Below are 26,578 nucleotides of genomic sequence, written 5' to 3' on the forward strand. Positions count from 1 at the left end.
TGATGCTCAGCAGACCAATAGTAAACTGCATTTCTGATAAAGGCTCCAAATGAAACCAACTCATGTCGCGGTATTCAGCGCAAAACCTTATGATCAGGCCTATCTCACGAAAATGGCCGATGAGCAAGTATCATTATGTTTTTATGAAATGGCGTTAAATCCAATGACAGCAGCTTTGGCCAAAGATGCTGAAGTGGTCAGTGCGTTTGTGAATGACGATATTTCGGCTGAAACGCTTAGCATTTTGGCAGAAAACGGCATTCGTTTAATTGCGTTACGCTGTGCCGGGGTTAATCAGGTGGATTTAACGGCGGCTAACAAGCTTGGTATAACTGTCGTCAATGTCCCAGCCTATTCACCTTATGCGGTCGCTGAACATACCATTGCACTGATGTTGGCATTAAGTCGGAAGATACCGCGGGCCTATAATCGAGTTCGCGATGGTAATTTTTCTTTGGATGGTTTGCTGGGTTTTGATTTCTTTGGTAAAACCGCGGGCATTATTGGGGGCGGTAAAATAGGTTTGTTAGTCGCTGAGCGATTGCGGGCATTTGGTTGCCAGGTTTTGATTTATGAACCGCATAACGCTATACCAGCCAAACAATCAGGCTTTGAAGTGGTGACACTCGACAGCTTGCTCGGTCAAAGCGATATTATCAGTCTGCATTGTCCATTAAATGATGAAACACATCATATTATCAATGCGGCCAGTCTCGGGCTGACCAAACCCGGCGTGATGCTGATAAATACCAGTCGCGGAGCCTTATTGGATACAGTGGCTGTATTGGATGCCCTGAAAGCGCTGCATATTGGCTATTTGGGAATAGATGTGTATGAACAGGAAGGCAGTCTGTTTTTTGAAGATCATTCCACCGATATTATTCAGGACGATATATTCCAGCGTTTATTGACCTTTCCAAATGTGCTGGTTACCGGGCACCAGGCCTATTTCACCCGGGAGGCATTACAGCATATCGCTCAGACAACGTTGCAGAATATTGATGATTTTATGGCTGGTAAGGCACTGAAAAACCGCGTGGAAATACGTTAAGTGTTTGATGAAATATTTATCTGTATCAATAAGTTGATGCCGGATTTTAAAGCCAGACCGCAACAAGTTGAAATGAGTCGATTTATTCATCAACGGCTACAACAGTCGCAAAATAGAATGGCGGTAGTGGAAGCTCCAACCGGCGTGGGGAAAACGCTGGCATATCTCAGCGGTGCAATTGAAACAGCTTTGAACAGTAAAAAATTGCTGGTGATCAGCACTGCAACAGTCAATCTGCAACAGCAATTAATTCAGAAAGATCTGCCACAGTTTTCAGCGGCTTTGCCACAACCGATACGGTTTATGCAAATCAAAGGTCGTCGCCGCTATGTCTGTCCCAGCAAACTGGCACAACTGGCAACCACTCCCGAACAGCAGGATTTGACGCTGGATGTGGATCAGAAATATCAGCAAGTATTAAGACAGACTCAAGCAAAGAATCTGTTCCAGGATTGGGATGAACATCGCTGGGATGGTGATCGGGATAGTCGTACTGATGCCATTGATCCGGCGCTTTGGCATGAAGTATCTACTGATTCAGAAGGCTGTGCCGGTAAAAGCTGTAGGTATTTTTTGAGCTGCCCCTATTACTTGCTACGTAAGGAAATGCAGCTGGCACAGGTGGTGGTGGTGAATCACGATTTATTACTCAGTGATGCTGACTTGGGCGGTGGGCTGGTATTGCCCAATCCTGAAGAGCTGATTCTGGTGTTTGATGAAGCACATAATCTGCCACAAAAAGCGCTGGGACATGCCGCCAAAGCATTGAACTTTGCCCAGCTTTATCAAACGGTTGAAACCGCTGACAGTCTGATGAAAAAGCTGCCCACTGCTTTGGCTTTCCGGCAGCATGACTTTGGTTATATGTTTAAGGAAATTCGTCAGGATTTACCAGCCATCATCAATCTGTTGCAGCAATTGCTGGATATTCTGGGCAGTGATGCCACAGTAAATGAAATGCTGGAAGGCCGTATCAGTGAGCCACGGATTTTCTGGGGCAGTCCGTTACTTAATGCCTTGTTTATTCCCTGCCAGAACCTGTTACAACGAGCTAATTCCATCTATAAGCATTTCTCGCTGATTGGCAAATGGATTAAAGAAGGGCTGGAGAAAACCCAATTAAGTAATAAGGTTGGTGAAGCATTATTACCGCAAGTGGGAACGGTACAGAATATTTTTGGTTATCTGATTGATTTTATGGCGCTGTTTCTCGATGAGGATAAAGCCGAGCGCCCACCTAATGTGCGCTGGCTGGCACAGGAACAGTTTGCCAAACAGCATACGCTGGTGATTCATGCCGGGCCGATGACAGCGGCAGGTTTTCTGGATCGCAGTTTATGGCAGCGGGCTTATGGGGTGGTAATGACATCAGCCACGTTACGAGGCATGGGATTATTCCAGCGTTTCCGGGCGGATTGTGGCTTACAGCGTTACGATGAAAAACACTTTCTGGCGCTGCCTTCACCGTTTCGATATCAGCAGCAGGCTGTGCTAAAACTGCCGATGATGCAGTATTTACCCAATGAAAATCTGCCGCAATGGCAGCAGGAAGTGGTCAGCCAACTCAAATCAATTATTGATATTCAAGCGGCGACACTGGTGCTATTTACCTCACGCCAGGTGATGTTGCAGGTATATAAGCAATTGCCATTGTCATTGAAAAATTTGATTCTTTTACAAGGTGATCAGCTGTCGCCCAAAAATATGATCGTCAAACATATTCAGCGGATTGAAGCGGGGCGGGGCAGTATTATTTTTGGGATGGATCGGTTTGCCGAAGGCGTCGATTTACCCGGCAATTTATGTACCCATGTAATCATTACCAAACTGCCATTTCCAGTATTTACCCGCCCGATTGAACAGGCACGTCAGGAGTGGATCATAAAACGCGGCGGTCAGCCATTTATCAGTTTGTCATTACCGGCGGTCAGCGTGAAGTTGATTCAGGCCTGCGGTCGTCTGTTACGAAAAGAAACTGATTCCGGCCAAATAACCATCCTGGATCGTCGGTTGTTAACCAAAAATTATGGCAAACAATTACTGTCTCATTTACCGGATTACCAGGTAATAACCGAATAAAAAAAAGCCCGGCGAGACCGGGCTTTCAGGGTTTATCAACAAACTTATTCAGTACGGCTGGTAACTTCCAGCAAATGATAGCCAAATTGTGTTTTAACCGGACCCTGAACGGTGTTAACCGGGGCGGAAAAAACAACTTTATCGAATTCCGGCACCATCATGCCTGGGCCAAATTCACCCAGATCACCGCCTTGGCGGCTGGATGGGCAGGAAGAATTTTCTTTGGCGACGGCAGCAAAGTCTGCGCCTTCTTCGATTTCGCGTTTCAATTCCAGACAGATTTCTTCACTGTCCACCAGGATGTGTCGTGCGGTTGCTCTAGCCATAATAGTTCCGTAATTGATTTGTAAATTGCTGACTTATGCCAGCTGTTTTAACAGGGCCTTGGCCGTGGCTTCTGAAGAAGCCGGGTTTTGTCCTGTAATCAGTATGCCATCCGTAATCACGAATGAACTCCAGTCGTCACCTTTCTCGAAATTTGCGCCACGTTGTTTCAGGGCATCTTCAAGTAAAAATGGTACAACATCAGATAAGCCTACCGCATCTTCTTCACTATTTGAAAATGCAGTGAGCTGTTTACCTTTAATCCAGGGCTCATCGCCAATGGTTTTGACATGTAACAAAACAGCAGGTGCATGACAAACTGCAGCTACTGGTTTATTGGCGAGCACGAAACTTTCAATCAGTGCAATTGATTTTTTATCTTCGGCTAAATCCCATAACGGACCATGTCCGCCTGGGTAAAACACTGCATCATAATCAGCGGCGTGTACGTCGGCTAATTTAACTGTGTTTGCTAATCGGTTTTTAGCTTCAGCATCATTTTCAAAACGTCGGGTAGCATCCGTTTGAAAGTCAGGCTGATTGCTTTTTGGGTCAAGAGGTGGTTGCCCACCTTTGGGTGAGGCCAGAGTTATTTCTACCCCAGCATCTTTCATTGCGTAATACGGTGCTGCAAGTTCTTCTAACCAAAAACCGGTTTTTTCACCGGTATTGCCAAGCTTATCGTGCGAAGTTAGTACCACTAATATTTTCATGGTTATGTCTCCTGAAATCTGTGGTTTTGAGGAATTATTCAATGTTGCCTACCTGATATGGGGTTACGGCGATAAAATTCAAGCAATATTGCATTTCATTCTTATCGTCGTAAACTCGCATAATGCTCTGAAAGATCAGCAAACCCTAAAATAATAACAGCGAGAGAAAACTATGAAAAAAGAAACGATTTGTCTGCATGAAGGTTATGAAACTGATCCCGTTACAAAATCCTGTGCGGTGCCGATTTATCAAACAGTCGCTTATGAATTTGATAATGCCCAGCATGGAGCCGATTTATTCAATCTGGATGTGCCAGGCAATATCTACAGCCGCATTATGAATCCCACCTGGGATGTGTTGGAAAAGCGGGTAGCTGCTCTGGAGGGTGGCATTGCTGCTTTGGCCACGTCAGCCGGTAGTGCTGCGATTCATTATGCCATTATTACTATTGCTGAGGCCGGCGATAATATTGTGACAACACCGCAGCTTTATGGTGGAACCTATACCTTATTCGCCCATATGCTTCCTAAAATGGGGATTGAGGTACGCTTTGCCTCAAGCGATCAGGCCGCTGATTTGGAAAAACTGATTGATGGCAAAACCAAAGCGGTTTTCTGTGAATCAATCGGTAATCCGGCCGGTAATATTGTGGATATTGAACCCATTGCAACAATGGCACATAAACATGGTGTTCCAGTGATTGTTGATAACACTGTGGCAACACCGGCGTTACTTAATCCAATTGAATATGGTGCTGATATTGTGGTGCATTCCCTGACCAAATACATGGGCGGTCATGGCACAACCTTAGGCGGTATTATTGTAGATTCTGGCAAGTTTCCCTGGGCTAAACACAAAGAAAGATTTCCGGTATTGAATCAACCAGAACCGGCCTATCATGGGGTGGTATACACCGAGCAATTTGCTGAAGCAGCTTTTATTGCCAGAGCGCGGACCGTACCTTTACGGAATACCGGTTCGGCATTGTCACCAATGAATGCGTTTCTATTATTACAAGGTATTGAAACGTTACCATTACGTATGGAACGACACTGTGACAATGCCATTGCAGTCGCTAAATATCTGCAACAGCATCCTAAAGTAGAGTGGGTGAACTATGCCGGACTGCAAGGAGATAGATATTTCGATCTGGCACAGAAATATTTCAATGGTAAACCTTCATCAATTCTCACATTCGGTATTAAAGGTGGCTTTGATAATGGCGTGAAATTCTATGATGCACTGAAGCTGGTCAAACGACTGGTGAATATCGGTGATACCAAGTCACTGGCCTGTCATCCCGCTTCGACCACTCATCGTCAGCTGGAAGAAGCCGAACTTAAAGCCGCGGGGGTCACACCGGAAATGCTTCGCTTATGTATTGGCATTGAGCATATCAGTGACATTATTGATGATCTGGAACAGGCCTTTTCAGCAGTTTGACTGGAAGATCCCGGCTCGATTAATTGAGCCGGGATTTTTTATACAAGTTTCCAGTGGATGGTCTCACCGGCACGCATAGGCACCAGTATTTCATCTGCGAACTCCAGCGTGTCGGGAACCTGCCAGTCCGTTTTTTGCAAGGTGATTTTCTGTTCGTTTCTCGGCAGGCCATAAAAATCCGCACCGTAAAAGCTGGCAAACCCTTCGAGTTTATCCAGACATTCATAGCTGTCGAACACTTCGGCATACAGCTCTATTGCCGCATGGGCGCTGTAGATGCCCGCGCAACCACAAGCATTTTCTTTACTGTATCGAGTATGTGGTGCACTGTCGGTTCCCAAAAAGAATTTCGGATTACTGCTGGTTGCAGCGGCAATAAGCGCTTTCTGATGGGTATTACGTTTCAGCACTGGCAGGCAGAAATGATGAGGCCGAATTCCCCCCACCAGCATATCGTTACGATTTAGCAGTAAATGATGTGGGGTTATCGTTGCTGCCACAAAGTTGCTGGCTTGAGCGACAAAGTCTGCAGCATCTTTGGTCGTTATATGTTCAAAAACAATTTTCAGTTCTGGAAAGTCTCTTAACAGTGGAATCAGTTTTTCATCAATGAACGCCTTTTCACGATCAAAAATATCGGTTTCGTGATGAGTCACCTCACCATGCAATAATAATGGCATACCTGCCTTTTGCATTGTATCCAGAGTTTTATAACAATTACTGATGTCCGTGACCCCAGCATCTGAATTTGTTGTTGCACCTGCCGGGTAAAGCTTGACGGCTTTAATGAATCCAGCTTGATTGGCCGCAACAATATCTTCGGGAGTCGTATTATCAGTCAGATATAACGTCATCAATGGCTCAAAGTCAGAGTGTGCTGGACGAGCTTCAAGAATGCGTTGTCGATAAGCAGTTGCCTGTTCTACGTTGGTCACTGGAGGACGCAGGTTAGGCATAATAATTGCGCGTTTGAAACATCTTGCACTATCTGTAACAGTACGCTTTAAGGCATTATTATCGCGCAAGTGGAGATGCCAATCATCAGGCTGGCTAATGGTAATTGAATTTAATGCTGTTTTTTTCATAAAGCAGATTATGCCATAGCTGTTTAGCTTTGCAGTTGAAAAGTTGTTTCTGTCAAATCAGCGATATTGCATCAGAAGGCGGTTTTTCTTGACCTTGACGGGCATTCACAGTAACTTTACCCGTTTGATATTTTGAAGCAGATCGCGTTAGCGATACGAGAGAGGAAGACGTGGAATTAAGCGGCGCCGAGATTCTGGTCCATTGTCTAAAAGACGAAGGGGTTGAGTATTTGTTTGGCTATCCGGGTGGTGCAGTGCTGCATATTTACGATGCACTGTATAACCAGGAAGAGGTCAAGCACATTCTTGTGCGCCATGAACAGGCGGCAACCCATGCTGCAGATGGTTATGCGCGCGCCACAGGTAACCCTGGTGTTGTATTGGTAACGTCCGGTCCTGGCGCAACCAATGCGGTAACCGGTATTGCTACAGCTTATATGGATTCGATTCCAATGGTGGTTATCACCGGTCAGGTGGCGACGGCCAATATCGGCAGTGATGCATTTCAGGAAGTTGATTCGGTTGGTATTACCCGCCCATGCGTTAAACATAACTTTTTAGTTAAAGATATTAACGATCTGGCAGAAACCATTAAAAAAGCTTTTTATGTAGCAACAACAGGCCGTCCTGGTCCAGTTGTGGTTGATGTACCGAAAGATATTACTGATCCCAATATCAAGATTCCGTACGTTTACCCGCAGAGCGTTAAAATGCGTTCTTACCAGCCTGTTACTAAAGGTCATCCTGGGCAGATAAAGCGTGCAGTTGAGTTGATGCTGAGTGCCAAAAAACCAATGATTTATACCGGTGGTGGTGTCGTGTTAGGTAACGCTGCTGAACCATTACGTAAGTTTGTCAGCACTTTGGGTTATCCGGTGACTTCAACTTTGATGGGACTTGGTTCTATTCCCTGGGATGATCAACAGTTTCTCGGCATGCTGGGAATGCACGGCACCTATGAAGCCAATATGGCAATGCATGATTGTGATGTGCTGATTGCGATTGGTGCACGATTCGATGATCGGGTAACCGGAAAAATTGCTGAATTCTGTCCGCATGCCAAGATCGTTCATATTGATATCGATCCGTCATCCATTTCCAAGACAATTTCAGTAGATGTGCCGATTGTTGGTAATGTTGCCGATGTTCTGAATGACATGAATCAATTGCTTTCAGCCAGCAAGACCAAACCTGATCAAACAGCGTTGACTGACTGGTGGAATATCATTAACGGCTGGCGTGCTAAAAAATGTATGTCCTATGATCGCAATAGCGATCAGATAAAACCGCAGGCAGTTGTTGAGATGGTTCATGAAATCACTAACGGTGATGCCTATGTAACCTCAGATGTTGGTCAGCATCAGATGTGGGCGGCACAATACTATGGTTTCAGCAAACCCAACCGCTGGATTAATTCAGGTGGTTTGGGAACAATGGGCTTTGGTTTGCCTGCAGCGATGGGTGTTCAATTGGCATTTCCTGAGGAAACGGTCATCTGTATTACAGGTGAAGGTAGCATCCAGATGTGTATTCAGGAGTTATCTACCTGTCTGCAATACGGTTTGCCGGTGAAAATTGTAGCGTTGAATAATCGTTATCTTGGCATGGTGCGTCAGTGGCAGGAGTTTTTCTATCAGAATCGTTATTCACATTCCTATATGGAATCCTTGCCTGATTTTGTCAAACTGGCAGAAAGTTATGGTCACGTGGGTATTCGTATTGAACGGGTTGAAGATTTGCGTCCCAAACTGGAAGAAGCCTTTGCGATGAAAGATCGCCTGGTGTTTCTGGATATCGTGACTGATCAAACTGAAAACGTGTATCCGATGATCGCTCAGGGTAAAGCGCATAATGAAATGCATATGTCGCCCTATTGCGATCTACCACAAGATCCAGAGCGGGAGCTGTCATAATGCGTCATATCATCTCGATTCTGATTGAAAATGAAGCAGGGGCCTTATCGCGTGTTGCGGGGTTATTTTCTGCACGTGGCTATAACATTGAATCGTTAACTGTTGCGCCCACTGAAGATGCGTCGCTGTCAAGGATGACGATTGTCACAACCGGTACTGATCGAATTATTGAGCAGATAACCAAACAGCTCAATAAACTTGTAGATGTTGTGAAGTTGATGGAGTTGTCTGAAGGTCCGCACATTGAGCGGGAAATGATGTTGATTAAGGTCAAGGCTGCGACCATGGATCAACGTGATGACGTCAAACGTCTGTCTGATATTTTCCGTGGACATATTATTGATGTGACTGCCTCGACCTATACGATTGAACTCACGGGGGCTGGCAGTAAGCTCGACTCGTTCATTGAAGCTCTATCTGAACATAAAATACTTGAAACCGTACGCAGTGGCGTCTCGGGCATTGCCCGTGGCGAAAAATGTCTGCAATTGAATTGATTTAAAAACGAAGGAATTGATAATGAGTTTGAATATCTATTACGACAAAGATTGTGACCTGTCGCTGATCCGTGGCATGAAAGTCACAATTATCGGCTATGGTTCACAAGGCCATGCTCACGCCTGTAACCTGAAAGATTCCGGTGTTGATGTAACTGTAGCTCTGCGTGCGGGTTCGTCTTCTATTGCTAAAGCGGAAGGTGCGGGTCTGAAAGTTGCCGATACCGCATCAGCTGTAAAACAAGCTGACTTGGTAATGGTGCTCACACCGGATGAGTTCCAATCTTCTTTGTATAAAGATGAAATTGAACCAAACCTTAAACAAGGTGCTGTTTTGGCTTTCGCTCATGGTTTTGCGATTGTTTATAACCAGATTCTGCCACGTGAAGATCTGGACGTCATCATGGTTGCTCCAAAAGCACCAGGTCATACCGTTCGCAGTGAATTTACCCGTGGTGGTGGGATTCCTGATTTGATCGCTATTGAACAGGATGCCTCAGGTAAAGCCAAAGCAATCGCTTTATCTTATGCCTCAGCTATTGGTGGCGGTCGTACCGGTATCATTGAAACTTCTTTCCGTGATGAAACTGAAACGGATCTGTTTGGTGAGCAAGCGGTATTATGTGGTGGTGCAGTAGAATTAGTTAAAGCCGGTTTTGAAACATTGGTGGAAGCAGGATATGAGCCTGAAATGGCTTACTTCGAATGTTTGCATGAACTGAAACTGATTGTTGACTTGATGTATGAAGGCGGTATCGCCAACATGAATTACTCAATTTCTAACAATGCAGAATATGGTGAATACGTTACTGGCCCGAAAGTCATTAACGAAGAAAGCCGTTGGGCGATGCGTGAAGCGTTGAAAAACATTCAGGAAGGCAAATACGCCAAACAGTTTATTCAGGAAGGTCAGTCTGGCTATCCTGAAATGACGGCTATGCGTAGGCTGAATGCAGAGCACCCGATTGAAAAAACCGGTGCCAAATTGCGTGAAATGATGCCTTGGATTCAAAAAATCGTCGATAAAACCAAAAACTAATTAGTTTTTTGAGTTGTCCTCAAACAAGGGCAGGTTGCTTGGCAATCTGCCCTTGTTTTGTTTATGAAGGTACGGATGTCATAATGAAACTACTTCTTCTCTGAATACAGGACATTTATGGATAATCATGAAGAACAACAAAAACGCGGCATTTACCTTTTACCGAATCTATTTACCACAGCCTGCCTGTTCGCTGGTTTCTACGCCATTGTCGCTGCTATAAGAGGCGACTTTACCACTGCAGCAGTCGCAATCTTTGTTGCGATGATTATGGATGGGTTGGATGGACGCATTGCTCGTTTAACCAATACCCAGAGCGCTTTTGGAGCAGAGTATGACAGCCTTGCCGATATGGTTGCCTTTGGTCTGGCGCCTGCTTTGGTCATGTTTGAATGGGCTTTGAATGGTTTGGGTAAGTTTGGTTGGATGGTGGCATTTATTTACGCTGCCTGCGGTGCGTTACGTCTCGCACGCTTTAATACTCAGGTAGGAATTGCTGATAAACGCTATTTTCAAGGATTGCCAAGTCCTGCTGCCGCAGCCTGTATCGCTGGCTGGGTCTGGGTAGGACATAACAATCAACTGGATCCTTCATTGTTATCATTTGTAGGTGTGCCACTGACGTTTGCCACCGCAATCCTTATGGTCAGTACTGTGCGTTACCACAGTTTTAAAGAACTGGATTTGCGTGGAAAAGTACCCTTTATGGTGATGCTGGGCTTGGTGTTGGTTTTTGCACTAATTGCAACAGATCCGCCAATTGTTCTTTTCACCGCATTTTTACTTTATGCGATTTCCGGACCTGTTTTTACACTGATTCAATTACGTAAGCATCGTAACGAACGCGCACAATCAAAATAAACCAACGGATAGTAGTGAGACCAACCATTTCTCACATCAGTGCGAGAAATAGATGTTTATGAGGAAAAATAATCTTGCAATTCTTTCTGCAACCCTCATTTAACCTCATTATAATGACAATAAAAAATGTGCTCAGCGATGAGCAGAATGTTCGGAGCGAGCGAAATGAAAGACCAGTTAATAATATTTGATACCACGTTACGTGATGGGGAGCAGAGTCCTGGCGCATCGATGACCAAAGATGAAAAGGTGAGGATTGCCAAATCTCTGGAACGTATGCGGGTTGATATTATTGAGGCTGGGTTTCCAATTGCCAGTATAGGTGATTTTGAGGCCGTGCAAGCTGTTGCTAAAGCGGTTAAAGACAGTCGTATTTGTGGCCTGGCTCGTGCCCTGGACAAAGATATTGATCGGGCCGGTGAGGCGCTTAAATCAGCCAATGCGTCTCGTATTCATACCTTTATTGCCACCTCACCCATCCATATGCAGATGAAATTGCGGATGCAGCCGGATGAAGTGATTGAGAATGCTGTAAAGGCGGTGAAACGGGCACGACTTTATACTGATGATGTTGAGTTTTCACCGGAAGATGCCGGGCGCAGTGATCTGGACTTTCTCTGTAGGGTGCTGGAAGCTGTTATTGATGCCGGCGCTAAAACCTTGAATATTCCGGATACTGTTGGTTACAACCTGCCGCATCAATTTGGCGAATTAATCAAAAATCTGCGGGAAAGAATTCCAAATTCGGATAAAGCCATTTTCTCGGTGCATTGTCACAACGATTTGGGTCTGGCGGTGGCTAATTCGCTCTCAGCCGTTATGAATGGTGCCCGACAAGTTGAATGTACCATTAATGGGTTGGGTGAAAGAGCCGGCAATGCTTCTTTAGAAGAAGTGGTGATGGCCGTGCGAACACGTCAGGATATGTTTGATTGTGATACCCGCCTGGATACCACACAAATATTGGCAGCTTCACGTCTGGTTTCAGGTGTCACCGGTTTTGTAGTGCAGCCGAACAAAGCGATAGTCGGTGCCAATGCCTTTGCCCATGAGTCCGGTATTCATCAGGATGGTGTACTGAAAAATCGCGAAACGTATGAAATCATGCGAGCTGAAGATGTGGGCTGGAATACCAATCGTATGGTTCTTGGCAAGCATTCCGGACGCAACGCCTTCCGTTCACGATTAAAAGAGTTGGGAATAGAACTGGAGTCCGAAGAAGATTTAAATACAGCATTTATGCGGTTTAAGGAATTGGCAGATAAAAAACATGAAGTTTTTGATGAAGATATTCAAGCACTTGTCAGTGATACCTTGACGGAGGATAACGAGCGGATTCGCTTGATTTCAATGCGAGTATGCAGTGAAACTGGAGAGATTCCGGTAGCCAATGTCACCCTTGCGGTTGACGATAGCGAAGTTAAAACCGAGATGAAAGGCAGTGGACCGGTTGATGCCGCTTTTAAAGCGATTGAATCAATGGTACAGAGCCATACGGAATTGCAGTTGTATTCTGTAAGCAACATTACCAGTGGCACCGATTCTCAGGGAGAGGTCAGCGTCCGGCTGGAAAAAGGTGGTCGTATTGTCAGTGGTCAGGGTACTGACACTGATATTGTTATCGCTTCAGCCAAAGCTTACATCAATGCCCTCAATAAAATGTTATTGCCCTCTGATCGGGCGCATCCGCAAGTCTGATGAGTTTATCTGCTGAACAATATTTTGCACTTGAACAGATGGGTATTCCTGTCTGGGTGCAAAGACAAGATGACGCTGTTCAACCTGATTTAACCACTTCGGAAAGTGAAATTGTTAATCATATTGATTATACAAATTCTTGGTTAGTTATTTCTGAAAATGCACTTACACCAGTGGAAAACCGACTGTTACGAGCCATTTTTGTTAGTATTGGTATTAGTCTGGACGATGTGACAGTGATGGATAAGCAGTATGTAAACGTTCTAAAGATGTTTTCGGCTGATAAAACCGTAGCATTGGTATTAGGTTCAGAATTGGCAGCGAAACTGAACGTAAAGCCCCATGAAGCATTATCCTGCCAGCAACTCGAAAATAATCTGCAAACGTTGGTCGGGCCAAGTCTGCGAACAATGCTGGAGCAACCACTGCTTAAGTTCGAGATGTGGCAAACTATCCAGAGACTTCGGAACTTAAGAGCATACCCGAGTGACTGAGTTAGCAATTAGTCATATGCAACTGGCAGATATAGAAAAAGTCTGGCAGATTGAAAAACAGTCAAATCGTTTTCCCTGGTCCAAAGGTAATTTTGAAGACTGTCTGAAAAGCGGTTATCGAACATTTCTCTACGCAATAGATAATGAGATAATTGGCTACAGCGTTGTACAATCTGTACTGGACGAAGTTCATTTACTGAATATTTGCGTCAAACCCGGTCATCAGGGTAAAGGCTTTGGTAGACAAATTCTGAATCATGTTATTGAGATTGCACTGGAGCAATCTGCTGCAATTATTGTATTAGAAGTTCGAGCCAGTAACTTCAGGGCTCAACAGCTTTATTTATCAACCGGTTTTAATGAAATGTCAGTACGTCGAGGTTATTATCCTGCTGAACAGGGCAGGGAAGATGGCGTTTTGATGGGACTGGAACTTGGCATGTTCGCGCAGCTTGGTCAAAACTTGCTATAAGACATGCCCTCACTTAGACTAACGTGTTTACGTTGGTTATTTTCAATCAAGGAGATTTTTTATGGCTTTTGAATTGCCACCACTTCCTTATGCAAAAGATGCTTTGGAACCACACATCTCTGCAGAGACTCTTGAATACCATTACGGTAAACATCACCAAACATATGTAAATAACCTGAACAATCTGGTTCCTGGAACCGAATTTGAAGGTCAACCGCTGGAAACCATTATCACTAAATCCAGTGGTGGTGTTTTCAATAATGCTGCACAGGTTTGGAATCACACTTTCTACTGGAACTGCCTGACACCGAATGGCAAAGATGCTGTTTCTGGTGATCTGGCTGCTGCAATTGATGCCAAGTTTGGTTCATTTGCAGAATTTAAAGATCAATTTACCAAGTCAGCGACCACAAACTTCGGTTCAGGTTGGACATGGCTGGTAAAAAATGCTGATGGCAGCATTGAGATTGTGAATACCAGCAATGCTGGTTGCCCGCTTACAGCAGGCCAAACACCATTACTAACCTGTGATGTTTGGGAACATGCTTACTACATTGATTACCGAAATGCCCGTCCTAAATATCTGGAATCATTCTGGACACTGGTAAATTGGGATTTTGTTGCGGCTAATTTCGCGGCATAAACGTTAAGATTAGTCAGTAGTCTTATGACTGCTGACTGATTCGTTATATAATTTATGGTTTTTGGAATATGGCAGTTTTCTTTTGAAACTGCCATTTTTCGTTTCAATCCAGCAGAAATATCTGCTGATATGTCGCCTTGAAAAACAGGCAGGGAGATAAATGCCATGACCGAATCTGTCATGCCTACTTATGGACGTTTGGATATTACTTTTGCTAAAGGGGAAGGTGCTTGGCTGACTGATACCCGTGGCGAACGATATCTTGATGCATTAAGTGGTATTGCGGTTTGCAATCTTGGGCATTGCCACCCTGCGGTGACGCGAGCGATTTCTGAGCAGGCGTCAACATTAATACATACCTCGAATATGTACCACATCGAAAAACAGCAGCTATTGGCAGATAAGCTGACACAAGTGTCTGGTATGGAACAGGTTTTTTTCTGTAATTCCGGTGCTGAGGCAAATGAAGCAGCCATTAAAATTGCCCGTAAATATGGTCACAGCAAAGGCATTGATAAACCGGTGATTATTGTTATGGATGGAAGCTTCCATGGTCGGACAATGGCGACCTTAACGGCAACCGGTAATGCCAAGGTTCAGGCTGGTTTTGAGCCATTGCTTCCTGGCTTTGTGCGGGTTCCATTCAATGACATTGATGCGGTACGCATGGCGGTCAGCCACTGGCCTGAAGCGGTAGCGGTCTTAGTTGAACCGGTTCAGGGTGAGGGCGGTATCAAGGTTCCCGACAGTGAATATTTGTCTGCTATTCGGGATCTCTGTACGCAGCGCAAATTATTGATGATGCTCGATGAAGTACAGACAGGTGTGGGTCGGACTGGAAAATGGTTTGCCTTTCAACATAAAGCGGATTTATTGCCGGATGTCATGACGTTGGCAAAAGGTATGGGCAATGGTATGCCTGTAGGCGCCTGTCTGGTTGCTGGTTTGGCTAAAGGCGTATTACAGGCCGGTAATCATGGTTCAACATTTGGTGGTAACCCGTTAGCCTGTAGTGCTGCTCTAGCCGTTTTGGAGACGATTGAAAAAGAACAGTTATTGGGTCATGTCAGCAGACTGGGTGAGCAGATGTTTCAGCAATTTAAACAACAGCTGGGCAAGACTGAAGGCGTGAAAGAAGTACGTCATCTGGGCTTTATGTTTGGTATTGAGCTCACCACGCCATGTGCAGAACTGGTTAAATTGGCTTTGCAGGAAAATATTTTGATCAACGTAACATCTGAAAAAGTTATTCGTTTATTGCCGCCAATGATTATTAATGCTGAGGAAGCGGTGTTGATCGTCAATAAGGTAAGTCAATTGATCAAAACCTTTCTGGCGTCACGGCCTGTAGAGAGCGTAGCCTGATATGAGACATTTTCTTACGCTTAAGGATTTATCGCCAGCCGAACTGGGGCAGTTGATTGCACGTGCCACAGAACTGAAAAAGATGCACAAGGCGGGCGAAATCTACCAGCCATTGAAAAATAAAGTCCTGGCAATGATTTTTGAAAAATCTTCAACTCGTACCCGCGTATCGTTTGAATCAGCGATGGTGCAGTTTGGTGGTGGTTCAATCTTTTTATCACCCGATGATACCCAACTGGGCAGAGGCGAGCCGATTGAGGACTCCGCGAGAGTCATTTCCAGCATGGTTGATGCCGTCATGATCCGAACCTTTGAGCATAGCAAGATTGAAACCTTCGCTAAATATTCATCGGTACCGGTGATCAACGCCTTGACTGATGATTTTCATCCCTGTCAATTGCTGGCTGATATGCAAACCTATCAGGAACATCGTGGTGATATTCGTGGAAAAACGGTTGCGTGGATTGGTGATGGCAATAATATGTGTCATTCCTATATTAATGCTGCTCAACAGTTTGGTTTTAATTTAAATATTGCCACCCCTGAAGGCTATGAGCCCAAAGCAGAGGTTATCAATGCAGTAGATGCACAGGTTCGCCTGTTTAATGACCCTGTACAGGCTGCTGAGCATGCTGATTTAGTGGTAACCGATGTATGGGCCAGCATGGGGCAGGAAGAGGAACAGCGAAAACGAGAAGCCGCCTTTGCTTCGTTTCAGGTGGATAAAAAGGTCATGCAACATGCCGCTACAAATGCATTATTTATGCATTGTCTGCCAGCACATCGTGGTGAAGAAGTCACAGCAGATGTCATTGATGGCCAGCAAAGTGTCGTTTGGGATGAAGCTGAAAATCGACTTCATGCGCAAAAAGCCTTACTGGAGTTTCTCTGCGCCTGAAGGCCGTTAAATGTCGAGTTGCTTGGCCAGTACAGTTAAGCGCTCGACCGTTCCAATATCAGACCACTGACCCTGATAATGTTGCCCAGTCGCTTTTTTCTGCTTCATAACCTCAACAAAAAATGGCTTTAAGGCACGTTTGGCAACCGGATGCTCTGCAAACATTTCCGGACGGTAAATTCCAATACCACTGAATGTCAGTTTTGGTTCACCTTCAAGTGATAGCAAACCTTCTGAATCAAGATAAAAATCTCCGGCAGGGTTGTGCGCAGGATTATTCACCATAACCAGGTGACATAGTTGCTCTGTAGATAACTCAATCTTGGCGAAATCAGCAAACGGAAAATCTGTCCAGATATCGCCATTTACCACCAGAAAAGGTTCATTGCCTAGCACTGGTAATGCCTGAATTATTCCACCAGCGGTTTCCAGCCCGCCAGCGACTTCAGCTGAATATTCAAAATGGGCATGATAGCGTTCACCACTGCCCAATATTGGCTCAAATTGCTCACCAAGATGAGCATGATTAATCACAATATCATTAAGCCCTGCATCGACCAGTTTCTCAATCAGATATTCAATCAAGCGTTTTGGACCAGCATGCAGCAAAGGTTTAGGAGTGTGATCGGTAAGCGGTCTGAGCCGTTCACCGCGACCTGCTGCGAGAATCATTACTTTCATATTATGGCCGCAATTTTAGGTTGTTCAATAAGATATTGATAGAGATTTTGTAGCTCTGGATAGCGCTCACAAACTTGATAGACATAATTTAAAGTCAATGCTAAATCATTCATATAATTAGGTTTATTGTCGCGATAATTCAGGCGACAGAAGATCCCAAGTATTTTAAGGTGGCGTTGTAAGCCCATTAAATCAAACCAACGAGGAAATTTTTCTGCTTGCTCGGTTGTTAACAATCCATGTTGTTGTGCCTGTTCAATATAATATCCAACCCACTGCTGTTGTTCAGCCGAAGACCATTGGATATACACATCACGCAACAATGAAACTAAGTCATAACTAATGGCGCCAATCACGGCATCCTGAAAATCAATTATTCCCGGTTTTTGTCCCTGCAGGTACATCAGATTTCGTGAATGAAAATCCCGATGCACAATAACCTGAGGTTGTTCTAAAGCGTTTTGCGTTAAAAATTCGAATGTTGCAGCTAACCATTCGGGCGGATGTAATCCCAAATGGCGCTGCAAAAACCAGTCATCAAACAGCAGTATTTCACGTTGTAATAATGCGGCATCATATTGAGGTAATGAATGGTTTTCGCAGGGAATCAGCTGCAGGGTTATCAGACTGTCAATGGCTTTTTTATAAAGCTCATCAGCCGTTTCAATGGATAGCTGTGAAAGGTAAGGGGTATTACCCAGATCGCTCAGTATTAGAAACCCCTGCTGCAGATCCTGCTCGTAAATATGGGGTACATTCAGCCCGTATTGCTCCAGCAATGTCGCCACGTGAATGAATGCATGATTATCTTCATGCTCCGGAGGCGAATCCATAACAATAAAACTGGCATCCATTTGCTGTAATCGAAAATAACGTCGAAAACTGGCATCGCTGGAGGCAGGTGTTAACGAATAGTTTTTATCGGTCACGAAGTCTTGCAACCATTGTTGCAATTGTTGAAAGCGTATATCTTGTTTATGGTTCATCTGGGATGTGCGTTATTAAGTTTAAGAAATTATCCCAACAAGTGAGATAACTGCATTGAATTGGATGGCAGATTGTAGCGTATTCGCACTCAATGGGATAATTTGACCTATAAGCGCGGTCTCAGCATGGCAACAAAAAAACTATAAATATCTGGAGAGGATGTAATGATTAAGCACTATCTGGCTGCTGGTTCACTGGCAATTTTCAGTACTTTTGCAATAGCAGAAGAATCGATTCTGACCCCTTGGGATATGCCCCAGGAAGCCATTAATGAAATGACAAGTAATATCACCGCTTACAACAAGTGCATGATGGAGTCACGGTTAAATGCCAGTAAAACCGGCAACTCAGCTACACAAAATGCTGATGATATTCTGCAATCATGTGAGCCTAAACTCGACGAACTGAAAGAATTGTTGACGGCTAATAATGTGAATCCCGGTCTTACCGAAGGAATGGCAAGAAGTTTACGTTCAAAAGCAGCCCGTCAGTTGATGGGACAGACGATGAACAATTTGGCAGCTCAGGCTGCAGCAATGGAAAACGTTGAAAAAAGTAAAAAGCAATAAACGTGGTTTAATCGCACTGCTGTGCCAACACATCCACACCTTCGTTGGCCAGCAGTTCTATCAAGCGAATCAGCGGTAAACCAATCAAACTATTTGGATCCTGTCCGCGCAACTCCTTAAACAGGCTGATGCCAAATCCTTCCGATTTAAAACTTCCTGCGCATTGATAGGGCTGTTCAGTCGTTAGATAAAACTCAATCTGTTCGGCAGAAAGTGCTCTGAAAACTACTTCAAAATAATCGACTACAGATTGCATATTTCCCGTGGCAGCATTAAACAAAGCCAGTCCGGTCATAAACGTTACGGTATTACCGGAAGCTGCAGAAAGCTGTTCAATCGCTTTGAGATGATTTCCTGGTTTACCCATCACCTGACCATTCAATACGGCGACCTGATCAGAGCCAATGATAAGGCTGTCAGGATACTGTTCAGCAATTTTACGGGCTTTGCTTTCTGCCAGTCGTCTTACCAGGTGGTCTGGCGTTTCATTGGGATTTGGGCTTTCGTCAATATCTGGTGAAGCTGTCAGAAAGCTCAAATGTAATTTAGCAAGCAGTTCAGCACGGAAAGGGGAGCTGGAACCTAAAATTAATGTTTGCATGCGTGGTAGTTAACCTAGGTAATGACAGTTGGAACATTGCGACCAGTAAGCGATTTGATTTTGGCAAGACTATCAGCAAGCTCAATCAAATCCTTCAATCGTGTTTGGGTGTCCTCAAATAATTTATCCGGATTATCCTCGATAGCTTCGATATATACCCTTAGAGTTGCCCCTTGGGTGCCGGTGCCGGAGAGTCTGAAAATAATACGGCAACCATCAGTAAAGCCAATACGGATACCCTGGTTTTCAGCAATGCTTTTGTCGACTGGATCGTGATAACTGAAATTATCCGCATAATCGACGATATAACCATTCAGAGACTGACCCGCTAAGTCAGGCAATTGCTGCTGTAACCCTTCCATCAACTGATTGGCTATCTCGATTGGAATTTCTTCATAATCATGGCGAGTGTAATAATTTCGACCATACTTCTGCCAGTGCTGACGTACAATTTCACTGACAGATTGCTGTCTGATTGCCAGAATATTCAGCCAGAATAATACTGCCCATAAACCATCTTTTTCCCGGATATGATTAGAGCCGGTGCCAAAACTTTCTTCACCGCAAATAGTTGCCATATCAGCATCAAGAAGGTTGCCAAAAAACTTCCAGCCAGTCGGTGTTTCATGCATGGGGATATTTAAAGCATGAGCGACACGATCAGCGGCCTGACTGGTCGGCATGGAACGGGCGATACCTTTAAGTCCTTTTTGATAAGCCGGAATTAATTCTGCATTCGCTGCCAGTATCGCCAGACTGTCGGAAGGAGTGACAAATATACCGTGACCCAGAATCATATTGCGATCGCCATCGCCATCCGAAGCCGCACCAAAATCCGGACCAATATCGGCAAACAATTCTTCCACCAATTCTGCGGCGTAGGTTAGGTTGGGGTCAGGATGTCCGCCGGCAAAATCGGGTTGTGGAACTCCATTAATGACCGTACCAGCTTCTGCACCCAGACGTTTTTCAAGGATTTCTTTTGCATAAGGGCCAGTTATGGCATGCATGGCATCAAAACGCATTTGGAAACGACCATTGCATAGCAGGGCTCTGATGGCCGGGAAATCAAAAATATCAGACATCAATTCAGCATAATCGGCAACCGGATCAATAATATCAATCTGCATATCCTGTAAATATTGTGTACCAATTTCTGTCAACGAAATATCTGCACATTCCAATATCTGGTAAGAAGAAATATGTTGACTGTTTTTGTAGATAGCTTCAGTAATACTCTCGGGAGCCGGTCCACCATTACGGATATTGAACTTGATACCAAAATCACCCTCCTGACCAGCAGGATTGTGGCTGGCTGAGAGTATCACGCCACCAAAGGCATGGTATTTACGAATGACACAGGAAGCTGCTGGCGTTGACAGCAGCCCATGCTGGCCGATAATCAGTCTTTTAAAACCATTGACTGCTGCCATTTTGACAATTGTCTGGATGGCTGTTTGGTTATAAAATCGCCCATCTCCGCCAATAACTAATGTCTGATCTTGAGTGTCACCAACAGAGTCAAACATTGCCTGTACAAAGTTTTCCAGATAATGTTTTTGCTGAAAAACCCGGACTCGTTTACGCAGTCCAGAGGTGCCAGGACGTTGATCATTAAACGGCTGACTATTGATGGTGGTCGACATGATATTTCCTGAAAATGGCGAATAATTTCTGATTGGTTAATACAATGTAATTTTGCTTTCCACTGTGATTGTGTCTCACTATACTGAGAACATGTTACGGTCTCAACACTTCAGTAATGCCGCTTTAATGCGAATAGCAAGTTATGCGTCGGTCATTACTGCATTAGCGCTTATTACTGCCAAGTTAACCGCCTGGTATATTTCTGATTCCATGAGTATTCTGGCAAGTCTTATTGATTCCAGTCTGGATTTGCTGGCGTCACTGGTGAATTTGCTCGCCATTCGGCATGCCCTTCAGCCCGCGGATAAAGAACACCGTTTTGGTCATGGTAAGGCCGAGCCTCTTGCTGCATTAGGTCAGTCCATGTTTATCACTGGTTCTGCGATAATGCTGTTGTTTCAGGCCAGTGGTCGACTGATAACTCCTCAACCCTTAACAACCGGTATTGAATTGGGAATAGCGGTGATGCTGTTTTCCATGCTTGCCACTATCGGTTTATTGTTTGTGCAACGCTTTGTCATCATTAAAACTAATTCGTCTGCCATTCGGGCCGACTCTCTGCATTATCGATCTGATTTATTAATCAATTTCAGTGTCATTATCGCGCTGTTTTTATCCCATTTTGGGTTAATTTGGCTGGATCCGCTCATGGCGATTTTCATCGCAATTTATGTTTTGTTCAGTGCATGGAGAATATTAAGAGATGCTGTTGATCTACTAATGGATCATGAAATTACTGATAAAGAGAGACAACAGATAATCCAAACTGCCTTAACGCATTCTCAAGCAAAAGGTGTACATGATTTACGCACCAGACGCTCGGGTACCACTACCTTTATACAATTACATCTGGAACTGGATCCCGAACTGAGTCTGCAACAGGCCCATGATGTCAGTGTGGCAGTAAGTCAGGATATTCAGGGGTTATTTGATGAGTCAGAAGTTATAATTCATCAGGATCCAATCAACGATCAGTCAATTGAACAAAGCCCGGCTTAATCGCCGTATAATATAAATTTCGGGAGTACCATTCATTTGCTTGAAGAATTTTCTGTAGAGTTGGCCGTCGGGCTAAGCATTGTTGCAGTAATTATTATCTGTTTACTCTATCGGCTTTTTTTTCGTAGAAGTCCTTCACAGCTCCAAATCGAGCAAGTGTTAAAACCCTACAAACAGGATGAACTTAACAATGTCATTCTTCCAGACGGGGTCGGCGGTATACTGGAAATTGAAAAGCTTTTTCTGCTGGAACAAGGTATTTTGATTTTGCGGGACTATCCAATTAGTGGTCATTTATTCGGTGCAGAACAAATTGAACAATGGACGCAAATTGTGGATGGGCGGAGTTATAAATTTACTAACCCCCTGCATCATCTTGAAAATGCGCGGCAGGCCATCCGCTCTTTGATTCCTAAAATGCCGGTATTCTGTCATGTGGTTTTTACTGCAGAGAGTAATTTTCCCAAAGGTAAGCCCGCATCCGTTTCAGTATTGACGAGTTTTGAACAGGATATGCAGAGGTTGTTTAATAGCCCGAAACTGCCAAAAGAGAGCCGAGAACAAATGTGGAACGTGATTAAACAAAATATACGCAACGATGCTCAATCATTGATCAGGGAGTAAACGTGGAGACGGGGACAAAACCATTGGTAGTGGCTATTTCATCACGTGCTTTGTTTGATTTGGATGAAAGCCACCGTATCTACGAAGAGCAGGGCACAGAGGCCTATTGCCGCTTTCAGATAGAAAATGAAGATGTGCCTTTGGAACCAGGTGGGGCATTTAATCTGGTCAAAAAGTTACTTGCCTTAAACGACAATAATCCTAAAACACCGCGGGTTGAAATTATATTACTGTCACGTAACAGTGCAGATACCGGATTACGGGTTTTCAATTCAATTCAATATCATAATTTAGGCATCATTCGCGCCGTGTTTACCTCCGGCAGCAGTCCATATCGGTACGTTGCACCATTTAGCGCCAACCTGTTTTTGTCTACCAGCCCCGAAGATGTTCGTATGGCTCTTGAGGCAGGTATTGCCGCTGCGACTATCCTGCCATCAAATCTGGGACATAACTCTGAGTCAGAACAATTGCGCATCGCCTTTGATGGGGACGCTGTGATTTTTTCGGATGAATCTGAAAGAATATTTAAAGAACGCGGTCTTGAAGCCTTCACCGAAAATGAGCAGCAAACAGCCAGACAGGCTCTAACGGGTGGTCCTTTTAAAGACTTTTTAATGGCCCTGAATAAAATTCAAACTGAATATCCAGAAAACAGTTCGCCGATTCGTACTGCATTAGTCACCGCACGTTCTGCTCCGGCTCATGAACGGGTCATCCGTACCTTGAGAGAATGGGGCATTCGTATTGATGAAGCCATTTTTCTGGGTGGGATGGAAAAAGGGCCTTTCCTTAAATCGTTTGGTGCTGATATCTTTTTTGATGATCAGGAACGACATTGCATATCTGCAAAAGATCACGTGGCAACAGGCCATGTTCCGCATGGCATTGCCAATCAGCTTATATTGAAAGATAACAACGAATGACACCAATTCCTGTTGCCGCACAACGGTTTATCCATCAGCTGACCAATAAACACATGCCGGTATTTCCAAATACCATGTTGGAGATTAACCAGATTCTCGAGCAGGAAGATAGCGCGGCAGTTGATGTTGCGCAGGTCATTCTTCGTGATGCAGCATTAACCAGTCGTTTGCTGAAAATGGCCAATAGTGTTTACTACAATCCTCAGGGTCACCATATTAATACTGTATCGCGGGCATTGATGTTGTTGGGGTTTGAACAAGTCAAAGTGCTCGCGCTGACACTGGTGTTGATTGACTCTCTAAAGGCCACCAAACGCCACGACAAAGTACTTAAGGAAATGGCTGTTTCCCTGCATGCCGCTGTTCAGGCACAAAATATGGCAATCCTCTGTCATTCCGAAACGCCTGAGGATATTTTTATCGCTGCATTGTTATCACGTTTAGGACATTTAACTTTTTGGGCGTTTGCTGATGACAAAACCGTAACCGCGTTTGAAAACCAGGATTGCAGTGTTGCTGCCGAGAGTGACGTGTTGGGTTTTACGCTTCAGCAACTTACTCAGGGCCTGGCAGAAGCCTGGTCGTTAAATGATTTATTAATCGATAGTTTTCGGCCGAATGTGAAATCCGAATCCGTTCTAATCATTAGATATGCTGGACAGTTGGCGATTGAAACCAGTAAAGGTTGGAATGCGGACAAACTTAACCCATGGTTTGAGAAAGTTGTCTCGTTGACACATCAAAAACTGGAAACCTTGAAACCCTCTGTATATGACAGTGCATTGTCGGCACAAAAGTTACTTAACCTCACCGGTAGTGAGCGTGTGAGAGGTTTGATACCACTTCCTCCAGAATTAAAAGCTGAAGGAGAGCAGCAGGATTTTGTGAGTGATTTTGAAGAAACCTCAGATTATCCGGCACCCGACCAATCTATGCAGCTACGCATTCTGCAAGACATTTCACAAGCTATCCAGGAGCATTGTGGTATCAATCTGATACTGGAAATGGTGATGGAGGGTATTTATCGCGGCGCGGGAATGGATAGAGTGATTTTTGCCGTATTATCCGCAGATAAAAAGCAACTGAATTGTCGTTATGTACTTGGTAATCAAAACGAACAGTTTTGCGAGTTGTTTCAGGTATCAATGGAGAGCAATGCTCAAACCCTTTTTAAAGATTTACTCGCTGCTGAAGATGCCGTATTGATCGACGACTCACAACCTGCGCTGTTAAAAAAACTGCACAGGGAAAGTAATCAACTAATGGCGGGCAAACCGATGCTGGCTATGCCGTTAAAAAAATCCAACAAACCGGTGGGGTTATTTCTGGCTGATAGACATGCTTCTGAGCGGGGATTAAATCGTCAGGATCTGATCGCTTTTCGTCAATTTTGCCAGCAGGCATCATTGGCATTCACCTTTTTGACAATACAAGGCTAGTTTTGGTTAGTTTATCTGGCTATAATGGCCGACTTGATTTGATATGAATGCATATTAATAACGATTTGCGAGAGTGGCGGAATTGGTAGACGCGCTGGATTTAGGTTCCAGTAGGGTAACCTGTGAGAGTTCGAGTCTCTCCTCTCGTACCATTTACAATTGTCGGCGCATAGACGCCAGCAATGCGCTTAATCCCCGTGTTTGAGGTTTAAAGAATGCAAGTAACTGTAGAAAATGTCAGCGAACTCGGTCGTAAAATGACCATCACCGTGGAAGATGCAAATATTGAACAGGCTGTTGAAAAACGCTTGGTTTCTATCCGCCCGACTGTTCGAATGGCTGGTTTCCGTCCCGGTAAAGTTCCGATGAAGATGCTGGTTAAAACGCATGGTCCCTCAGCACGCCGTGATGTGATTGATCAGATTGTTCAAGACAGCATGCGCGAAGCGTTCACTCAAGAAAATGTTAATCCTGCAAGCCCTCCTCATATCGATAGCATGAAAGAAGAAGATTCAACATTAATATATACGTTGAATTATGAGATCTTTCCGGAAATCGATGCAGTAAAGGTAGACGATATCAAGCTGGAAAAAACCGTTGCAGAAGTCAGTGACGAAGATGTCGACAAAATGCTTGAAACCTTGCGTGAGCAACGCATGACATGGGAACCATTAAAACGTGCCGCTAAAGAAGAAGATGGTGTCACCATCGATTTCGTCGGCAGTATTGATGGCGAAGAATTTCAGGGCGGTAAAGGTCAGGATGTTCTCGTTGTCATTGGTAATAACAGTATGCTGCCTGAATTTGAACAGCAACTGGTTGGCGTCAAACCCAACCAGGAACTGACTATTTCAATGACCTTCCCGGAAGATTATCGCGCTGAGCACCTGCGAGGTAAAAAAGCCGATTTTGCTGTCACTGTTAAACAGGTGGCCAAAAAGAAATTGCCAAAACTGGACAAAGAGTTTGCTGAAATGTGTGGCGTTGAAGGTGGCTTAGCCGCTTTGAAAAAAGAAGTCCGTTCAAATATGGAACGTGAACTTGCAGCGGCACTTAAAAATGTGAACAAGCGCAAAGCAATGGATAGTGTTGCAGCCAATAATGAAATTGCTTTACCTGAAGCACCGGTTGAGCGTGAAGCTAATTACTTGATGGAACAGGCTAAGAATAACCTGCGCAATCAAGGTGTTAACGTTGAAGGCTTACCTTTTGAATTAAGTAATTTCAAGGAAAATGCAGAAAAACGTGTCAAACTGAGTCTGCTTATCGGTAAGATTATTTCTGATAACAACATTCAACCTGAAGAAAAACGGGTTCGTGAAGCCATTGAAGCTATTGCTGCCAGTTATGAAGATCCTGAAGACGTTATGAACTATTACATGACCAATCAGGATAAATTATCTGAAATCCAAATGATGGTTGTCGAAGATACTGTTGTTGAATGGATCTACGATAATGTTAAAGTTGAAGAAAAAGCATCTTCATTTTCTGAAGTGATGAATGCTGTAGCCTAAAGGCACTAGCAAGTT

At 44.3% G+C, this 26,578-nt stretch carries 26 protein-coding genes and 1 tRNA gene; 20 read left to right on the forward strand and 7 right to left on the reverse strand.

The genetic code is table 11. The features are described from left to right. The first annotated feature begins 49 nt into the window (after window positions 1–49). Window positions 50–1,051 carry a 2-hydroxyacid dehydrogenase gene (locus B4F66_RS06800; protein WP_292357246.1) on the forward strand — a complete coding sequence of 334 codons (1,002 nt, stop codon included), beginning with the start codon at window positions 50–52 and terminating at the stop codon, window positions 1,049–1,051. Beyond that, entirely contained in the window at window positions 1,052–3,130 is a 2,079-nt protein-coding gene (gene dinG / locus B4F66_RS06805) for an ATP-dependent DNA helicase DinG (RefSeq protein WP_292357244.1), read from the forward strand. It abuts the gene before it with no gap. A 44-nt stretch (window positions 3,131–3,174) separates the two neighbouring features. On the opposite strand, the gene B4F66_RS06810 is transcribed toward dinG, so the two are convergent. Together B4F66_RS06810 and B4F66_RS06815 are read right to left on the reverse strand one after the other, a co-directional pair. After that, window positions 3,175–3,456: a peptidylprolyl isomerase gene (locus B4F66_RS06810; RefSeq protein WP_069295382.1), complete on the reverse strand. Its 282-nt coding sequence runs from the start codon at window positions 3,454–3,456 to the stop codon at window positions 3,175–3,177. Window positions 3,457–3,489: 33 nt separating this feature from the next. After that, entirely contained in the window at window positions 3,490–4,167 is a 678-nt protein-coding gene (locus tag B4F66_RS06815) for a type 1 glutamine amidotransferase domain-containing protein (RefSeq protein ID WP_292357241.1), read from the reverse strand. A 172-nt stretch (window positions 4,168–4,339) separates the two neighbouring features. Here B4F66_RS06815 and B4F66_RS06820 point away from each other — a divergent pair, with 172 nt between their 5' ends. Next, entirely contained in the window at window positions 4,340–5,611 is a 1,272-nt protein-coding gene (locus B4F66_RS06820; RefSeq protein ID WP_292357239.1) for an O-acetylhomoserine aminocarboxypropyltransferase/cysteine synthase family protein, read from the forward strand. A 38-nt stretch (window positions 5,612–5,649) separates the two neighbouring features. On the opposite strand, the gene pyrC is transcribed toward B4F66_RS06820, so the two are convergent. Next, complete coding sequence (gene pyrC, locus B4F66_RS06825) at window positions 5,650–6,696, reverse strand: dihydroorotase (protein WP_292357238.1); 1,047 nt, start codon at window positions 6,694–6,696, stop codon at window positions 5,650–5,652. A gap of 170 nt (window positions 6,697–6,866) precedes the next feature. Between pyrC and B4F66_RS06830 the strand changes: the two genes are divergently transcribed. The 10 genes from B4F66_RS06830 to argF all read left to right on the forward strand — a co-directional run bounded on the left by B4F66_RS06830 (window position 6,867) and on the right by argF (window position 16,576). After that, window positions 6,867–8,609, forward strand: a complete 1,743-nt coding sequence (locus tag B4F66_RS06830; protein WP_292357236.1) for an acetolactate synthase 3 large subunit — start codon at window positions 6,867–6,869, stop codon at window positions 8,607–8,609. Continuing rightward, the gene (gene ilvN / locus B4F66_RS06835) at window positions 8,609–9,106 is read left to right on the forward strand and encodes an acetolactate synthase small subunit (RefSeq protein ID WP_292357234.1); all 498 of its coding nucleotides are present in this window, start codon (window positions 8,609–8,611) and stop codon (window positions 9,104–9,106) included. The genes B4F66_RS06830 and ilvN overlap by 1 nt, the downstream gene beginning before the upstream one ends. Window positions 9,107–9,134: 28 nt before the next feature. Continuing rightward, a complete protein-coding gene (gene ilvC, locus B4F66_RS06840) occupies window positions 9,135–10,145 on the forward strand; it encodes a ketol-acid reductoisomerase (RefSeq protein WP_292357719.1) in 1,011 nt (336 codons plus the stop codon). Between the two features lie 117 nt (window positions 10,146–10,262). After that, on the forward strand, window positions 10,263–11,006 hold the full coding sequence (pssA, locus tag B4F66_RS06845) for a CDP-diacylglycerol--serine O-phosphatidyltransferase (protein WP_292357232.1): 744 nt from the start codon (window positions 10,263–10,265) through the stop codon (window positions 11,004–11,006). A gap of 165 nt (window positions 11,007–11,171) precedes the next feature. Further along, on the forward strand, window positions 11,172–12,704 hold the full coding sequence (locus B4F66_RS06850) for a 2-isopropylmalate synthase (protein ID WP_292357230.1): 1,533 nt from the start codon (window positions 11,172–11,174) through the stop codon (window positions 12,702–12,704). Further along, window positions 12,704–13,198 carry a DNA polymerase III subunit psi gene (locus tag B4F66_RS06855; protein WP_292357228.1) on the forward strand — a complete coding sequence of 165 codons (495 nt, stop codon included), beginning with the start codon at window positions 12,704–12,706 and terminating at the stop codon, window positions 13,196–13,198. Before B4F66_RS06850 ends, B4F66_RS06855 begins: the two co-directional genes overlap by 1 nt. After that, the gene (gene rimI, locus B4F66_RS06860) at window positions 13,191–13,670 is read left to right on the forward strand and encodes a ribosomal protein S18-alanine N-acetyltransferase (protein ID WP_292357226.1); all 480 of its coding nucleotides are present in this window, start codon (window positions 13,191–13,193) and stop codon (window positions 13,668–13,670) included. The genes B4F66_RS06855 and rimI overlap by 8 nt, the downstream gene beginning before the upstream one ends. A gap of 61 nt (window positions 13,671–13,731) precedes the next feature. Then, complete coding sequence (gene sodB / locus B4F66_RS06865) at window positions 13,732–14,313, forward strand: superoxide dismutase [Fe] (RefSeq protein ID WP_014707224.1); 582 nt, start codon at window positions 13,732–13,734, stop codon at window positions 14,311–14,313. Between the two features lie 165 nt (window positions 14,314–14,478). Continuing rightward, window positions 14,479–15,678 (forward strand): aspartate aminotransferase family protein, encoded by a 1,200-nt coding sequence (locus tag B4F66_RS06870; RefSeq protein ID WP_292357223.1) that lies wholly within the window; start codon window positions 14,479–14,481, stop codon window positions 15,676–15,678. Window position 15,679: 1 nt separating this feature from the next. Further along, a complete protein-coding gene (gene argF, locus B4F66_RS06875) occupies window positions 15,680–16,576 on the forward strand; it encodes an ornithine carbamoyltransferase (protein WP_292357222.1) in 897 nt (298 codons plus the stop codon). Between the two features lie 6 nt (window positions 16,577–16,582). On the opposite strand, the gene murU is transcribed toward argF, so the two are convergent. Together murU and B4F66_RS06885 are read right to left on the reverse strand one after the other, a co-directional pair. Continuing rightward, window positions 16,583–17,257, reverse strand: coding sequence for an N-acetylmuramate alpha-1-phosphate uridylyltransferase MurU (gene murU / locus B4F66_RS06880; RefSeq protein ID WP_292357220.1), 675 nt, complete (start codon window positions 17,255–17,257; stop codon window positions 16,583–16,585). Beyond that, on the reverse strand, window positions 17,254–18,243 hold the full coding sequence (locus tag B4F66_RS06885) for an aminoglycoside phosphotransferase family protein (protein WP_292357218.1): 990 nt from the start codon (window positions 18,241–18,243) through the stop codon (window positions 17,254–17,256). The genes murU and B4F66_RS06885 overlap by 4 nt, the downstream gene beginning before the upstream one ends. A gap of 165 nt (window positions 18,244–18,408) precedes the next feature. Between B4F66_RS06885 and B4F66_RS06890 the strand changes: the two genes are divergently transcribed. After that, on the forward strand, window positions 18,409–18,813 hold the full coding sequence (locus B4F66_RS06890; RefSeq protein ID WP_292357216.1) for a hypothetical protein: 405 nt from the start codon (window positions 18,409–18,411) through the stop codon (window positions 18,811–18,813). A gap of 7 nt (window positions 18,814–18,820) precedes the next feature. Here the strand turns inward: B4F66_RS06890 and B4F66_RS06895 are convergent, their stop codons facing one another. Both B4F66_RS06895 and B4F66_RS06900 read right to left on the reverse strand, forming a co-directional pair. Continuing rightward, window positions 18,821–19,414 carry a Maf family protein gene (locus B4F66_RS06895; RefSeq protein WP_292357214.1) on the reverse strand — a complete coding sequence of 198 codons (594 nt, stop codon included), beginning with the start codon at window positions 19,412–19,414 and terminating at the stop codon, window positions 18,821–18,823. Window positions 19,415–19,428: 14 nt separating this feature from the next. After that, window positions 19,429–21,063: an alpha-D-glucose phosphate-specific phosphoglucomutase gene (locus B4F66_RS06900; protein WP_292357717.1), complete on the reverse strand. Its 1,635-nt coding sequence runs from the start codon at window positions 21,061–21,063 to the stop codon at window positions 19,429–19,431. 88 nt (window positions 21,064–21,151) lie between these two features. Here B4F66_RS06900 and B4F66_RS06905 point away from each other — a divergent pair, with 88 nt between their 5' ends. The 6 genes from B4F66_RS06905 (at window position 21,152) to tig (ending at window position 26,563) form a co-directional block, all read left to right on the forward strand. Continuing rightward, complete coding sequence (locus tag B4F66_RS06905) at window positions 21,152–22,060, forward strand: cation diffusion facilitator family transporter (protein ID WP_292357212.1); 909 nt, start codon at window positions 21,152–21,154, stop codon at window positions 22,058–22,060. 36 nt (window positions 22,061–22,096) lie between these two features. Beyond that, window positions 22,097–22,684: a nuclease-related domain-containing protein gene (locus B4F66_RS06910; protein ID WP_292357210.1), complete on the forward strand. Its 588-nt coding sequence runs from the start codon at window positions 22,097–22,099 to the stop codon at window positions 22,682–22,684. A 2-nt stretch (window positions 22,685–22,686) separates the two neighbouring features. Next, complete coding sequence (locus tag B4F66_RS06915) at window positions 22,687–23,610, forward strand: 5'-nucleotidase (protein WP_292357208.1); 924 nt, start codon at window positions 22,687–22,689, stop codon at window positions 23,608–23,610. Then, window positions 23,607–25,049 (forward strand): HDOD domain-containing protein, encoded by a 1,443-nt coding sequence (locus B4F66_RS06920; RefSeq protein ID WP_292357206.1) that lies wholly within the window; start codon window positions 23,607–23,609, stop codon window positions 25,047–25,049. Before B4F66_RS06915 ends, B4F66_RS06920 begins: the two co-directional genes overlap by 4 nt. A 67-nt stretch (window positions 25,050–25,116) precedes the next feature. Beyond that, window positions 25,117–25,201 (forward strand) — tRNA-Leu (locus B4F66_RS06925). A 63-nt stretch (window positions 25,202–25,264) separates the two neighbouring features. Then, window positions 25,265–26,563: a trigger factor gene (gene tig, locus B4F66_RS06930; RefSeq protein WP_292357204.1), complete on the forward strand. Its 1,299-nt coding sequence runs from the start codon at window positions 25,265–25,267 to the stop codon at window positions 26,561–26,563. The last annotated feature ends 15 nt before the right edge of the window (window positions 26,564–26,578 follow it).

The sequence above is a fragment of the Methylophaga sp. UBA3603 genome, from assembly GCF_002375335.1.
Classification (GTDB): Bacteria; Pseudomonadota; Gammaproteobacteria; order Nitrosococcales; family Methylophagaceae; genus Methylophaga.

Excerpts from the sequence above, each read along its gene's own strand:
- B4F66_RS06895 (WP_292357214.1), bottom strand. The coding sequence starts at position 19,414 with ATGCAAACATTAATTTTAGGTTCCAGCTCCCCTTTCCGTGCTGAACTG.
- B4F66_RS06810 (WP_069295382.1), bottom strand. The coding sequence starts at position 3,456 with ATGGCTAGAGCAACCGCACGACACATCCTGGTGGACAGTGAAGAAATC.
- B4F66_RS06870 (WP_292357223.1), top strand. The coding sequence starts at position 14,479 with ATGACCGAATCTGTCATGCCTACTTATGGACGTTTGGATATTACTTTT.
- B4F66_RS06890 (WP_292357216.1), top strand. The coding sequence starts at position 18,409 with ATGATTAAGCACTATCTGGCTGCTGGTTCACTGGCAATTTTCAGTACT.
- murU (WP_292357220.1), bottom strand. The coding sequence starts at position 17,257 with ATGAAAGTAATGATTCTCGCAGCAGGTCGCGGTGAACGGCTCAGACCG.
- pyrC (WP_292357238.1), bottom strand. The coding sequence starts at position 6,696 with ATGAAAAAAACAGCATTAAATTCAATTACCATTAGCCAGCCTGATGAT.
- tig (WP_292357204.1), top strand. The coding sequence starts at position 25,265 with ATGCAAGTAACTGTAGAAAATGTCAGCGAACTCGGTCGTAAAATGACC.
- B4F66_RS06815 (WP_292357241.1), bottom strand. The coding sequence starts at position 4,167 with ATGAAAATATTAGTGGTACTAACTTCGCACGATAAGCTTGGCAATACC.
- sodB (WP_014707224.1), top strand. The coding sequence starts at position 13,732 with ATGGCTTTTGAATTGCCACCACTTCCTTATGCAAAAGATGCTTTGGAA.
- pssA (WP_292357232.1), top strand. The coding sequence starts at position 10,263 with ATGGATAATCATGAAGAACAACAAAAACGCGGCATTTACCTTTTACCG.
- ilvN (WP_292357234.1), top strand. The coding sequence starts at position 8,609 with ATGCGTCATATCATCTCGATTCTGATTGAAAATGAAGCAGGGGCCTTA.
- B4F66_RS06905 (WP_292357212.1), top strand. The coding sequence starts at position 21,152 with ATGTTACGGTCTCAACACTTCAGTAATGCCGCTTTAATGCGAATAGCA.
- B4F66_RS06885 (WP_292357218.1), bottom strand. The coding sequence starts at position 18,243 with ATGAACCATAAACAAGATATACGCTTTCAACAATTGCAACAATGGTTG.
- B4F66_RS06850 (WP_292357230.1), top strand. The coding sequence starts at position 11,172 with ATGAAAGACCAGTTAATAATATTTGATACCACGTTACGTGATGGGGAG.
- B4F66_RS06820 (WP_292357239.1), top strand. The coding sequence starts at position 4,340 with ATGAAAAAAGAAACGATTTGTCTGCATGAAGGTTATGAAACTGATCCC.
- argF (WP_292357222.1), top strand. The coding sequence starts at position 15,680 with ATGAGACATTTTCTTACGCTTAAGGATTTATCGCCAGCCGAACTGGGG.
- B4F66_RS06855 (WP_292357228.1), top strand. The coding sequence starts at position 12,704 with ATGAGTTTATCTGCTGAACAATATTTTGCACTTGAACAGATGGGTATT.
- B4F66_RS06920 (WP_292357206.1), top strand. The coding sequence starts at position 23,607 with ATGACACCAATTCCTGTTGCCGCACAACGGTTTATCCATCAGCTGACC.
- B4F66_RS06800 (WP_292357246.1), top strand. The coding sequence starts at position 50 with ATGAAACCAACTCATGTCGCGGTATTCAGCGCAAAACCTTATGATCAG.